Origin of the sequence: Rhizorhabdus antheiae (assembly GCF_049889055.1) — a bacterium.
Taxonomy (GTDB): Bacteria; Pseudomonadota; Alphaproteobacteria; order Sphingomonadales; family Sphingomonadaceae; genus Rhizorhabdus.
Window position 1 is genome coordinate 647,911 of the sequence record NZ_JBLTWO010000002.1, and the last position, 13,399, is coordinate 661,309.

At 65.9% G+C, this 13,399-nt stretch carries 9 protein-coding genes; 6 read left to right on the forward strand and 3 right to left on the reverse strand.

Annotation, left to right across the window (positions count from 1 at the left end):
* Positions 1 to 25 precede the first annotated feature (25 nt).
* The 5 genes from ACNI3R_RS07430 (at position 26) to ACNI3R_RS07450 (ending at position 5,989) form a co-directional block, all read left to right on the forward strand.
* Positions 26 to 1,027, forward strand: coding sequence for an arginine N-succinyltransferase (locus ACNI3R_RS07430; RefSeq protein WP_426181374.1), 1,002 nt, complete (start codon positions 26 to 28; stop codon positions 1,025 to 1,027).
* Complete coding sequence (locus ACNI3R_RS07435) at positions 1,024 to 2,298, forward strand: N-succinylarginine dihydrolase (protein ID WP_426181375.1); 1,275 nt, start codon at positions 1,024 to 1,026, stop codon at positions 2,296 to 2,298. Before ACNI3R_RS07430 ends, ACNI3R_RS07435 begins: the two co-directional genes overlap by 4 nt.
* 66 nt (positions 2,299 to 2,364) lie before the next feature.
* The gene (locus ACNI3R_RS07440) at positions 2,365 to 3,369 is read left to right on the forward strand and encodes an arginine N-succinyltransferase (protein ID WP_426181377.1); all 1,005 of its coding nucleotides are present in this window, start codon (positions 2,365 to 2,367) and stop codon (positions 3,367 to 3,369) included.
* Positions 3,369 to 4,769: a succinylglutamate-semialdehyde dehydrogenase gene (gene astD, locus ACNI3R_RS07445; protein ID WP_426181487.1), complete on the forward strand. Its 1,401-nt coding sequence runs from the start codon at positions 3,369 to 3,371 to the stop codon at positions 4,767 to 4,769. Before ACNI3R_RS07440 ends, astD begins: the two co-directional genes overlap by 1 nt.
* 14 nt (positions 4,770 to 4,783) lie before the next feature.
* On the forward strand, positions 4,784 to 5,989 hold the full coding sequence (locus ACNI3R_RS07450) for a hydrolase (RefSeq protein WP_426181490.1): 1,206 nt from the start codon (positions 4,784 to 4,786) through the stop codon (positions 5,987 to 5,989).
* Positions 5,990 to 5,993: 4 nt separating this feature from the next.
* Here ACNI3R_RS07450 and ACNI3R_RS07455 read toward each other — a convergent pair whose 3' ends face one another.
* The 3 genes from ACNI3R_RS07455 to ACNI3R_RS07465 form a co-directional block, all read right to left on the reverse strand.
* Positions 5,994 to 7,055, reverse strand: coding sequence for a phytase (locus tag ACNI3R_RS07455; RefSeq protein ID WP_426181379.1), 1,062 nt, complete (start codon positions 7,053 to 7,055; stop codon positions 5,994 to 5,996).
* Entirely contained in the window at positions 7,055 to 9,871 is a 2,817-nt protein-coding gene (locus ACNI3R_RS07460; RefSeq protein WP_426181382.1) for a TonB-dependent receptor, read from the reverse strand. The genes ACNI3R_RS07455 and ACNI3R_RS07460 overlap by 1 nt, the downstream gene beginning before the upstream one ends.
* 134 nt (positions 9,872 to 10,005) lie before the next feature.
* Positions 10,006 to 11,349 (reverse strand): Xaa-Pro dipeptidase, encoded by a 1,344-nt coding sequence (locus ACNI3R_RS07465; RefSeq protein WP_426181384.1) that lies wholly within the window; start codon positions 11,347 to 11,349, stop codon positions 10,006 to 10,008.
* Positions 11,350 to 11,546: 197 nt separating this feature from the next.
* On the opposite strand from ACNI3R_RS07465, the gene ACNI3R_RS07470 reads away from it, so the two are divergent.
* Positions 11,547 to 13,394, forward strand: a complete 1,848-nt coding sequence (locus tag ACNI3R_RS07470) for a sulfotransferase (RefSeq protein ID WP_426181493.1) — start codon at positions 11,547 to 11,549, stop codon at positions 13,392 to 13,394.
* The last annotated feature ends 5 nt before the right edge of the window (positions 13,395 to 13,399 follow it).

Below are 13,399 nucleotides of genomic sequence, written 5' to 3' on the forward strand. Positions count from 1 at the left end.
CTGTCGTCCGGCAATGCCCGACTCCATGACGATCCCCCGCATCCGGCCGGTACGGCCCGACGATCTCGAGGCCTTGATGAGCCTCGCCCGGCTGGCAGGTCCGGGCTTTACCAATTTGCCCCCCGACCGCGCGACGCTGGAGAGCAAGATCAATTGCAGCCGCCGCCTGCTGTCGGGCGAAAAGCTGGGCGGTGCGATCATACTCGGGCTGGAGATCGATGGCCGGCTGCGCGGATGCGGCATGGTCTTTCCCCGCCTGGGCGTCGACTGGCCCTTCTACAGCTACCGCATCAGCCATATGACGCAGCGGTCGAGTATCGACGGGCGTATGGTACGCTTCCCCGTCCTCACCCTCACCAACGATCTGGAGGATTGCGCCGAGGTCGGTGGATTGATGGTCGACCCCGAACTGCGCAAGGGCGGCTATGGGCGGATGATGGCGCGCAGCCGCTATCTGTTCATCGCCACCCACCGCGCGTTGTTCGGCGATCGGGTCGTGGCCGATCTGCGCGGATGGCTCGACGACGGCCGCTCGCCCTTCTGGGACGCGGTCGGCGGCCGCTTCTATGCGATGAGCTTTGCCGAGGCCGACCATATCAATGCAACGACCGGCAACCAGTTCATCGCCGATCTCGGCCCGCGCGCGCCGATCTACGTCAACATGCTCTCGACGGACGCGCAGAAAGTGATCGGCAAGGTCCATGACGATGGCCGTGCAGCGCGCGCGCTGCTCCTCGAAGAGGGGTTCCGCGAGGAAGGCTATGTCGACATATTCGATGCCGGCCCCACACTCGTGGCCGAGATCGACCAGCTGCGCGCCGTCCGCGATCTGCATCACGCAACATTCGCCGGCGGCACCATCACGGATACGGTGCGCGACCATATGCTGGTCAAAGGCAGCGGCGCCGATTTCTGCTGCGTCCCCGCAGCGGTGGAAGCTGCCGGCGGGCATATCCGCACCGACCGGTTGAGCGCCGATGTGCTGGGCCTCGCGGAGCATGACCCGATCGGATATCTGGCGCTATGACCACCATCGAAATCAACTTCGACGGCCTTGTCGGGCCAATCCACAATTATGCCGGTCTGTCGCCGGGCAACATCGCCAGTGCGAGCAATGCGGGTGCGGTTTCACGCCCGCGCGCGGCGGCGCTGCAAGGCCTGGGCAAGATGCGCAGGCTGATGGACCTCGGCCTCGTACAGGGCTTCTTTCCTCCACCTCGCCGCCCGGCAGTGCCGGCGCTGCGCGCTCTGGGGTTCGAGGGGACGGACCGCGAAGTCCTGTCGTCGGCGGCAGGGGAAGACCCGCTGCTCTTCAACAATATCTGCTCGGCCTCGGCCATGTGGGCGGCCAATGCCGCGACCGTGATCGCTCCGGCGGACAGCGCAGACGGGCGCGTGCATCTGGTGACCGCCAATCTGTCGACGATGCTCCACCGGAGTTTCGAGGCGGCCGACACTTTTGCCATGCTGCGCCGCATTTTCGCCGACGATGCCCATTTCGCCGTCCACGCCCCGCTCCCAGCCTCGCAGCATTTCAGCGACGAGGGTGCAGCGAACCATATGCGGCTGACGCCGTCGCATGGTACGCGCGGAATCAACGTCTTCATCCACGGCACCCAGCGCGGCAGCCGCTTTCCCGAACGCCAGGCGCGGCGAGCGGGCGAAGCGGTTGCGCGTCTGTCGGGCGCACCGGCGCTGCATATGCTGCAGTCGCAGCGCGCGATCGACGCCGGCGCCTTCCACAATGATGTCGTCGCCGTCGCCAACGAATATGTCCTGCTGGCCCATGCCGAGGCCTTCGAGGACCGCGATGGGCTGTTTGCGGCCCTGGCACGCGACGTGCCCGGCTTCGTGCCGGTCGAGGTCGACAGCATCACGCTCGACGATGCGATCCGCTCCTATCTGTTCAATTCGCAGCTGATCACGCTGCCCGATGGCAGCATGGCGCTGATTCTCCCCTCCGAGGCACAAGAGCATAAGAGCGTCTGGGCGGCGGTCGAAGGCATCGTCGCGGGTAACAACCCGATTGCACAGGCAATCGTCGTCGATGTGCGCGAGAGCATGCGCAATGGCGGCGGCCCGGCCTGCCTGCGCCTGCGTGTTCCGGTCACGGAAGCGCAGCGCGCCGCGATCGACCCGCGCTTCCTGCTCGACGAGCGGCGCTGGGACGCGCTGTGCGCGGTGGTCGACCGCCACTGGCCCGAGCAGATCGGCACGTCCGATCTCGCGCTCCCGGACCTTTGGGACAGCATCGGCCGGGCCCATGATGCGTTGGACGATCTGCTGGCCCGGGTTTGAACTCGGACGCGTAATGACGCACAAGCGAGCAATGATGAAACGCCCCTGCCACCGCGCGGCTAGCCCATGCTGATCGTCCGCCCAGCTGCGACGCCGGACCTGGGCTCGCTCATGGAACTCGCCATCCTGTCGGGTCGCGGCTTCACCAGCCTGCCTGAGGATGAGGCGACTCTGCTCCACCGTCTGACCCTGTCGGAAGCCAGCTTCCGGGGCGAAATGGCGCCGCGCGAAGCCTGGTATACGCTGATGCTCGAGGACAGCGCGACTGGACGGATCGAAGGGCTGTGTGGGGTTCGCGCGGCGGTCGGCGTCGGTCGGCCGCATTTCTCCTTCCGGGTGATGACGCTCGCGCAATTCTCCTCGGCGATCAACACGCGCTTCGACCATCAGGCGCTGGTGCTGGTCAACGAATGCGCCGGGTGGACCGAGGTCGGTTCGCTCTACCTGCGCCCCGAGCGACGCTCGGGCGGCGCCGGCAGCCTGCTCGCCCGCTCGCGCTACATGCTGATCGGTGCCGAGCCCAAGCGCTTCTCGGAAACCGTCATGGCCGAACTGCGCGGCTATTTCGCACCGGACGGCACCTGTCCCTTCTGGGACGGCGTCGCGAGCAAATTCTTCCGTCTGCCTTTCGACGAAGCCGATCATATGGTGATGTCGACCGATGGCCAGTTCATCCTCGACCTCGCTCCGCGGCACCCGATCTATGTCGAGCTCATCCCCGACAGCGCCGCCGAGGCGATCGGCCGCGTCCATGTCGAGGGCGAGGCCGCGCGCGCCATGCTCGACCATGAGGGGTTTCGCGGCTCGGGCCTCGTCGACATATTCGACGGCGGACCGACCTATTCCGCGCCGCGCGATGCGATCCGCACGATCGAGCGTTCGACGCGGCTGCCCGCAAGGCGCGGCGATCCCGGCGAAGCAGCCGAGCATCTCGTGTCGGTCGACGCCATCGGCACGTTCCGCGCGGTTCGTACCAAAGTGCGCATCGATGCGGACGCGGCGATGCTCGACGGTGAAACGATGGACGCATTGCGCATCGGCGACGGAGATATGGTGAGGGTCAGGCAGTGATGCGCTCGCTGGATCCCGCCACCGGCGAAACCGTCTGGGAAGGCGAAGCAATGCCCCCGGAGCGGGTTCCGGCGCTCGTTCAGACTGCGCGCAAGGCGCTTCCCGCCTGGGCCGACCGGCCGCTAGAGGACCGCATCGCGATCCTCAGACGCTATGCCGAGATATTGAGCGAGCGCGCAGAAGCGCTCGCGCGCGACATCTCCCGCGAAACAGGCAAGCCTCTCTGGGAAAGCCGCGCGGAACTCGGCTCGATGGCGGCCAAGGTCGGAGTTTCGATCGCGGCGCAGGCGGAGCGCGCCGGCAGCCGGCAAGCCGATACCGGCTTCGGGCGGGCTGTTCTGCGCCATCGTCCCCATGGCGTGATGGCGGTGCTGGGGCCCTATAACTTCCCCGGGCACCTGCCAAACGGCCACATCGTCCCGGCGCTGCTGGCGGGCAATGCGGTCATCTTCAAGCCGTCCGAGGAAGCGCCGTTGACCGGCGGGAACATGATCGCCGCGCTCCATGACGCGGGCGTGCCGGCGGACGTCCTTCATATCGTGCAGGGCGGCCGCGATCAGGGCGCGGCGCTGGTCGATGCCGACATCGACGGTCTTCTGTTCACGGGTTCGGCCGAAACCGGACGCCATTTTCGCCGCGCGATGGTGGATCGTCCGCATGTCGTGCTTGCGCTCGAACTGGGGGGCAACAATCCGCTGATCGCCTGGGGCGACCCCGACGTCATGGCGGCGGCGATCGTGCAATCGGCCTTCGTCACCACCGGTCAGCGCTGCTCCTGCGCCCGGCGGCTGATCATCCCCGAGGGCCATGAAGGCGATTCCACCATCGAGGCGGTCCATACGCTGGCGGCCCGGTTGCGGATCGGGGCGTGGGACGATCCCGCCGAACCCTATATGGGGCCGCTGATCTCGCCCGCAGCCGCACGAAACGCGCTCGACGCGGTCGATGCGCTCAAGGCGCTGGGCGCCCGCCCGCTCCTCCCCTTCGAGCGGCTCGATCGCAGTGAAGCCTTCGTCATGCCCGGCATGTACGACGTCACGGGCATCGCCGCTCCCGACCGGGAGATTTTCGCGCCGATCCTGCAGGTCGTCCGCGTGCCGGATTTCGACGCGGCGATCGAGGCGGCGAACGCCACCAGTTTCGGTCTGTCGGCCGGACTGCTGAGCGAAGATCCCGAGCTTTGGCATCGCTTCCTCCACCGCTCGCGCGCCGGAGTCGTCAACTGGAACCGGCCGACCACGGGCGCTGCCGCGAACATGCCCTTCGGCGGGCTCGGCCAGTCGGGCAACCACCGGCCCAGCGCCTATTATGCCGCCGACTATTGCGCCTATCCGGTGGCCAGCTTCGAGGCCGACGCGGTGATCGACCTGACCTCCGAACTCGGGGACCGGTTGCTGTGAGCGAGGGCGCTGCCATCGTCGCTGCGCACCGCGCGGCGCTGGACGTCGCCGCCGCCGCGCCGATGCTGGCGCAGGTGCGGCAGTGGAGCAGCATCAACAGCGGGTCGCGCAATCTCGAGGGACTCGCCATTCAGGCGTCGCTGCTCGCCGATGCCTTCGCGATCCTGCCGGGCGCACTCGATCTCGTCGAGGCCGTCTCCGGCGAGAGCGTCGACAGCGGCGGATCTTTGCAACCGGTCGCCTATGGCCGCCATCTGCACCTGCGCGTGCGGCCGGAAGCCCCCGTCCAGCTCATCCTTACAGGCCATATGGATACGGTCTTTGCGGTCGATCACCCCTTCCAGACGTTGACCGATCTGGAAGGCGGTTCTGTCCTCAACGGCCCCGGCGTCGCCGATATGAAGGGCGGCATAGCGGTGATGTTGGCGGCACTGTGCGGCGTCGAGGCGTCCCCCCTGCGCGACCGCATCGGCTATGAGGTCGTGATCAATTCCGACGAGGAGATCGGATCGCCCGGCTCCGCCGCGCTGATCGCGCGCGCCGCGCTGGGCAAGCTTGCCGCACTGACCTATGAACCCTCCGCCCTGCCCGACGGTACGCTGGCAGGCGCCCGGCCCGGCAGCGGCAACTTCTCGTTGATCGTCAGCGGCCGGTCGGCCCATGCCGGCCGCAATCCCGAGGATGGCCGCAATGCGGTCGTCGCCGCTGCCGATCTGGCGCTGCGGCTCTATCAGGCGAGGCGGCCGGGCCTGTCGATCAATCCCGCAAAGATCGACGGTGGCGGGCCGAACAACATGGTCCCCGACCGCGCCGTGCTGCGCGTCAATCTCCGTCCCGCCCTGCCCGAAGACCAGCGTGACGCCGAGGCATTGATGGCCGCGATCATCGCCGAGGTCGAGGCCGCGCACGGGGTGTCGATCCATCGCCACGGCAGCTTCGGCCGGCCGCCCAAACCGCTCGATGCGAAAGCGGAGAGACTGTTCGCGCTGGTCGAGGACAGCGCCGCGCTGCTGGGTCGGCCGATCGGTCACCGTCCGAGCGGGGGGGTTTGCGACGGCAACAACATCGCCGCCTGCGGGGTACCGGTGGTCGATACGATGGGCGTGCGCGGCGGCGCGATCCATTCGGCCGACGAATATCTGATCGTCGAGAGCCTGCCCGAACGGGCGATGCTCTCGACGCTCGTCATGCTGCGGCTCGCCGAGCGCGGCACCCTCTAAGCCGTCAGTCGGTCAGCCCAAGCGCGGCCGCGATGTCACGCCAGGCAAGCAGCTTGAAATTCTGCGCCCGGCCATCATTGTGGCCATCCTGCGCGACGAACAGGCCACCCGGATAATCCGGTCCGAAGTCGCCCAGCATCAGGTCAATGCCGTCGGTTTCCTCGACCGAACCAACCGAACCGCGCGCAATCCGGAAGCGGCCGACATAGCTGTCGTCGGACAGGCGATACACGGCGTAGGCATTATCGCCCTGGCTCGACACGAGCACATAGCCCTGATCGGCGCCGATCGCCGCGATGGCCACGCCCTCGGCGTCCGTCACGATGTTGCGCCCGTCCGCAGCCGCAACCTTGACCGGCGTCGTCGCCCCGGCGGCATGGGCATCGAAACGCCACAGGCCGATATCCTCCTCCGCGACATAGAGCCGACCGGAGCGATCGTCGACGGCGCAACCCTCCGACTGGGTGCCGAGCTTCATCGTGCGGACGATGCGGCCCGTCGGTTGGGCGCCACTGGCGTCGATCGCGACCTGGTTTATCGTGCCGTCCTTCAACACGATGAAGGCGTGCAGGACGATCCCCTCGCGATAAAGGCAGACGCCATAAGCCTCGCCACTGCCGGCCGCGAGCGTTCCGAGCGGGGTCAGCTTGGCGGTGCCAGTATCGAGCCGGAACAGCGCGAGCTTTGCCTGGGTGACGTCGTTGCGATCGCTGGCGACGACCAGCACGCCCGGTCCACCCGGCATCGCCACGCCATCGCGCAGGTCGACATTGTTGACCCGGCCCGCATCGACGAAGTCCCGGCTCTTCCCGTCGAGCCCGTAGACATAGAGCCCCGCCTTCTTGTCGGTTCCGACGATCAGGCTGTCCGCCGGGGATGCCGGGTTGCGCCAGATGGCGGGATCGTCGGCCGCATCTGCGTTCGACGTCCCCACCGGCACGGTCTCGCTTTTGGCGGTGACCGTCGCGGCGGGAGCCGCCATCGCGATGCGCTGCTCGACCGGGATTTCCCGCGCCGCGCATCCCGCCAGTAGCGGGACTACCAAGGCTAGGCTGAAACCGCGCATCAGAAGCTTGCCGTCACGCCGAACTTCGCCGTCCAGCTATATTCTTCATATTGCAGGAGCCGGCGACGGTCGTCGAGATTCTGATAGGCGAAATAGGGTCGGTCGAACACGTTGACCCATTCGGCGAACATGCGGATATTGTCGGTAATCCGATATTTTCCGCTCAGATCCAGCTGGAAGTGATTGGAAACATAGCGGTCGGTGGTCGCATCGTCGCCCAGCTCGTCGAGATATTTGTCGCGGAAGGTGCCGGCCGCGCGCAGGCTGAGCGGGCCCTTCTCATAGCCGATCACGACGTTGAACGTGTGCTTGGACGAAGCCGGCAGCGGGATACGGCGCAGATCGGTAATGTCGCCATCGGTGCCCACGCGACCCGTGGCGTCGGTATAGGTGTAGTTGATCTGGGTCAGCAGCCCGTCGAACGGCGCCGGCAGCGAGGTATAGGCCTGGCTGTAGCTGAACTCGAAGCCCTTGACCGTCGCCTTCGGACCATTGGCGAAGGTGGTCGCCTCGTCGAGGATCAGGCCGTTATAGGGGACGTCCTGATTGACGACCTCGACGACATAATCCTTGATATTCTTGTAGAAGACACCCGCGGTGATCGCGGCGTTCCGGCCGAAATAATATTCGACGGCCAGATCGCCATTCCAGGCCTTGTAGGGCTTGAGCGCGGGATTGCCGAACTCGCCCTCATTATCCTCGATGATCGCGCGCGGCGCCAGCTGCGACAGCTTCGGGCGGACGAGGCTCTTATAGCCGGCCGCCCGCAACACCAGGTTGCGGACCGGCTCATAGCGGACGGTAAAACTGGGAAGCCAGTCGGTGTAAGTCCGCTTGAAGGTCTGCGCGTCGACGAAAACGCTGTCCTCATCGACCGTCACACCGCCAAACTCGTCGCCCTCGGCCACCAGCGTGACCTGGTTGCCGCCGATCCGGTTGCGGGTGCGCTCGACGCGGACGCCGCCGATCAGACGCAGCTTCGCGCTGTCCCAGCGGCCGAGCAGATAGCCGGCGGTGATGTCCTCGCGGACGCTGTAGTCGGACTCCGCCGACGCCTGGATGGTATCGAGGTCATTGAGCTCGAACGCGCCGAGATTGTTCGAGAAGAAGCCGCGAAAGCTGCGCTTGGCCGGAACGGGATCGATCGACGCCAGCCCATAGTCCTGCTCGCCAAGGAAGTCCTCGAGCGTCAGGTCGGTTGGATATCCATCATATATGTCGAATTGCGCGTTGTAGCTCTTCTTGCGCCAGCGCTGCTTGCCGCCCGCCTGCAGCGTGAAGACGCCGTTCTCCATCGCGAACTCACGCGACAGATCACCCTTGATCGCGAATTCCTCGTCCTTGGAATCGCTCAGCGTCGTACGCTCGACCTTGTCGAACTCATATTCCGAGGGGTCGAGAAATGCGGTCTGCCCCGTGGTGATGCTGTAACCGGTAAACTTCGGACGGCTATAGTCGAAGGCGACGCCGAACTCGCCGGGATCCTCGAACTTGCGCTCGAACACGACCGGATCGATCGAGCCATTCTCGCGCTCCGAAGACTTGGCCCAGCTCGCCGAATAGACGGCCTTCCACACGCCGGTGTCGGTCTCGCCGCCCAGCGACAGCGTCCGGATCTTCTGCGATTCGAAGCGATCCTTCAGGTCGCGCTGCACGCTGATCTCGCCATCATCGGACAGGAAGGTCGCGCCATTGGCGGTGCTGCTGCTCGGCGCTTCGTCCATCTCGAAGATCAGGCGACGGCGATATTCCTGGTCGTCGAACTGGCTGTAGAGGCCGCGCGCATAGAGCTTGGTGTAGTCGCCGACGCGGACATCGAACGACAGCGAGGCGCTGATGCGCTTACGGGTCACGTCATAGTCACGATATTCGACCGTGTCGGCATAGGCGTTGCCGGCGTCGTCGATGTCCCAGCCATCCATCTCCATATTATCGGTCGCGAAGCGGCGCCGGTAATAAGACAGGCCGCCGGAAATCCCGAAATCCTCGCCGATCCGGGTCGAGAAGTCGAGGCTGCCCTTGGGTGAGGTCTTGTCGGTCAGCTCATTATAGCTGCCCTCGGCCGAAATCTTGTAGAGGTCCTTCTTGCGGTCGAAGGCACTGGTCGTCTTGATGTCGATCGAGCCGCCGATCGTATCGGCGTCCATGTCGGGGGTGAGCGACTTGCGCACCTCGATCGATTCGATGATGTCGCTGGAAATCACGTCGAGCGCGACCGAGCGGACGTCCGATTCCGGTGCCGGAAGCCGCACGCCGTTGACCGTCGAGGCGTTGAGCTCGGGGTCGAGGCCGCGAATCGAGACGAAGCGGCCTTCGCCCTGATCGTTCAGGATGTTGATGCCCGGCAGACGGCGCAGCGATTCCGCGACATTCTGATCGGGAAACTGGCCGATCGCATCGCGGGTGAGGACGCTCTCGACACCATCCGCGGCGCGCTGGCGCGACAATGTGCTCGCCTGGTTCGCCAGCTGCCCGATCACGATGATCGATCCGGCTTCATCGCCGCCCAGCGCCAGATTGGCACGGATCTCGCCGCTCTCGGGAACGACGATGCTGCTCGTCACGGTGGGGGCGCCGACATAGCGGGCCTCGATCGTGTAGGTACCCGCCGGCACGTCGGCGAAGCGGTAACTGCCGTCACGCCCCGCCTCGGCGACGCGCTTCAACTCGACGATGCGAACCTGCGCGCTTTCCAGCGCGCGCGTGCCCGACGCGTCCGAAACCATACCGACGATGGTGCCGGCCATGGCACCACTCGACGCCATCAAGCCGAGCGCAATGACGGCCCGGCTCGCGCCGAACATATCCCTGAACATATCTGCCTCCCTCGAAATCCTATGGGAGGCGCCTCTCGGCTCTCAGAGTGACGTGCGCATGAAGATCCTGTTGCGGTTTCGTTGCATCGACGGCGCGACGCCCGGAAAAGCGTCGCGCCGGATGCAACACCCGCTCAGCGCGCGGGTGCGGCGCAGCCCCAGCGCGACGGCGAAGCCGCGCAGATCGCGGCGTCGCCCAGATAGACGTCGCCCTGCTTCATCACGAAGCTCGGCTTCTCGATCGCACGGATATCGGCCAGCGGATCGGCGTCGACCGCAACGATGTCGGCCGAGAAGCCCGGCGCGATCTGACCGAGCGTCGTCGGCTTGCGCACCAGCGCCGCGCCCACCACCGTTGCCGACTGCAGCACCTGCATGGGCGTCATACCGTAACGCGCCATGATTGCCGCCTGCCGCGCATTGTCGCCATTGGGATAGACACCGGCATCGGTGCCGTAGCTGAGCTTGATGCCCATCTTCACCGCCTTGCGGAAATTCTCCCGCTGGATATCGCCGATGTCGCGATCCTTCTGCAGCGATTCCTCAGGCACGCCATTCTTGCGCCCCTCCGACTGGGTATATTCGGTGTTGTAGATGTCCATCGACAGGACCGTTCCAGCGGCCTTGGCCATCTTCAGGCCCTCGTCGTCGATCAGGCTGGCATGTTCGATCGAGTCCGCGCCGGCGCGGATCGCCACCTTGATGCCGTCGGCACCATGCGCGTGCACCGCGACGGGGCGGTCGTGCAGATGGGCCTCGGCGATCAGCGCGTTGGCTTCCTCTTGCGTATATTGCTGCGCGCCCGGCTTGTCTCCGCGCGAGAAAACGCCGCCGGTGCCGCAATATTTGATATGGTCTGCGCCATATTTGATGTTGCGCCGCACGGCAGCGCGCACCGCATCGGCGCCATTGGCTACGCCCTCCTCCTCATATCTATATTCGGGCGCCAGATGATTATCGTCGCAATGCCCGCCCGTGATGCCCAGAGCGGGACCCGAGGCGAAGATATGCGGTCCGGGGATCTCGCCCGCGTCGATGCCGTCGCGCAGAGCGATGTCCGAATAGCCCGAGGAACCGACGTCGCGGATTGTCGTAAAGCCGGCAAGCAGCGTCTTGCGGGCATTGGCGGCGCCGGTCACCGCCTGACGCGGAACCGACAGATGGTAGCTTTCATAGGGGCTGGTCGTGGGATCGCCCGTCACATGGGTATGCGTGTCGATCAGGCCCGGATAGACCGTCTTGCCCGACAGATCCATCATCGCCGCCCCGGCCGGAATCGCCGTCGAAGCCGCCGGGCCCACCGCCATGACCTTGGCGCCGGAAACCAGGATGACCTGATCGGTCAGCACCACGCCCTTGGCGGTATCGACGAGCCGTCCGGCCTTGATCGCGACCAGCTTCGCTTCCTGCGCCGCAGCCGGACCGGCCACCGAAAGCAGGATTGCCGCGACTCCGGCGAACAAGGCGTGACGCATCATCGATCTCCCTGACTGTGTCTTTTGCATCACGGCCTTGTGCGGCGACGAACCGCGTTCCGCAACAGCTAACATCCTTGTTGACACTCCCCCCGCACCGGTTTCTTCTGTCGTCTCTACAGCTTGCGGGGCAATGCGTGGGTTCAGGGGCCACAGCGACGACGTCCAATCTCGAAACGGCGTTGGGCCATGCTCGCAGCATGCTCGGCGACGCGCCCGCCATGGCCGCCGAACAGGCCCGCGAGATATTGAAGGTCATCCCGCGCCAACCCGATGCCCTGCTGCTTCTGGCCCAGGCGTGCCAGCGCGCCGGCGATCCGGACGGCGCGCTTGCGGCAGCCCATCGTCTTGTTGCGCAGGTGCCGAACCATGCCCCCGCCTGGCGGATGATCGCCGACCTCCAGCGCGCCGCCGGGGACGATGCCGCCGCGCAGGCCGCTACCGCTCGCGAACTGGCGGCAGCCGCAACCGATCCGCGCCTGATCGAGGCAGGACACGCGCTCGTCACCAACGATATTCCTAAGGCGGAAGCCCTGCTGCGGCAGACGCTGCGCGAACGTCCGACAGACATAGCCGCGATCCGGATGCTGGCCGAAGTGGCGGGTCGCATCGGCCGCTACCGCGACGCCGAGACATTGCTGCGCCGGGCTCTCGAACTGGCTCCGGAGTTCGATGCGGCCCGGCACAATCTCGCGCTGATCCTGTTCCGCCAGGCCCGCCCCGCCGATGCCGCGGTCGAAGTCGATCGCCTGCTGGCCAAGAACCCCGCCGACCGCGCCGCGCTCAACCTGCAAGCCGCGACACTGGCGCAACTCGGCGAGCATGACCGCTCGATCGCGCTCTATGAAAAGCTGCTCGCCGAGCATGACGGACATCCCTGGCTTTGGCTGAGCCACGGACATGGGCTCAAGACCGTCGGCCGCACGCCGGAGGCCATTGCCGCCTATCGTCGTGCCGTGGCGCTGCGTCCGGAGACCGGTGAAGCCTGGTGGAGCCTCGCCAATCTCAAGACCTTCCGTTTCGACGATGCCGACATCGTCGCAATGAAGGCCGCGCTGGCGTCGCCCGCTCTCCGGCCGGAAGATCGGGCCCAGCTCGATTTCGCTCTGGGCAAGGCGTATGAGGATCGTGGCGATGACGGCCCTGCCTTCGATCATTATCTCGCCGGCAACACGCTCCGCCGCCGCATGGTGCCCTATCGCGCCGAGGAGACGAGCGAGCAGGTCGACCGAGCCATCGCCTTCTTCACCCCGGATTTCTTCGCCGGGCGCGAGGATTGGGGGTGCGATGCGGCCGATCCGATTTTCATCCTCGGTATGCCGCGTTCGGGCTCGACCTTGCTCGAGCAGATCCTCGCCAGCCACAGCGCCGTGGAGGGAACCTCCGAGCTGCCCGACATCGGCGCGATCGCCAAGCGGCTGAGCGGCCATGCCCGGCGGGGGCAGCCGTCGCTCTATCCCGAGAAACTCGCCGAACTGTCGCGCGACGAGGTGCGGGCGCTGGGCGAGGAATATCTGGAACGGACGCGGGTACAACGGCACAGCGACCGGCCGCGCTTCATCGACAAGATGCCGAACAACTGGGCGCATGTCGGTCTGATCCGTCTGATCCTGCCGCGCGCCACGATCATCGACACGCGGCGCCATCCGATCGGCAATTGCTGGTCGGTCTTCAAACAGAATTTCGCGCGCGGACAGGCCTATGGCTACGATCTTGCCGACCTTGGCCGCTATTATGCCGACTATGTGCGGCTGATGGCGCATTTCGATCGCGTGCTGCCGGGCGCCGTGCATCGCGTCTTCTATGAAGACATGGTCGACGATTCCGCCGCGCAGATCGCCAGCCTCCTCGACTTTGCCGGCCTGCCCTTCGAGCCGGCCTGCCTCGAATTCCACCGGACCGAGCGGGCGATCCGCACGCCCAGTTCGGAACAGGTGCGCCAGCCGATCTTCCGCGATGCGGTCGACCAGTGGCAGCGTTTCGTCGACCGGCTCGGACCGCTGGTCGAAGCGCTCGGCAGCCTGCCGGATGTCTATGCAAAGAGATAAGCATA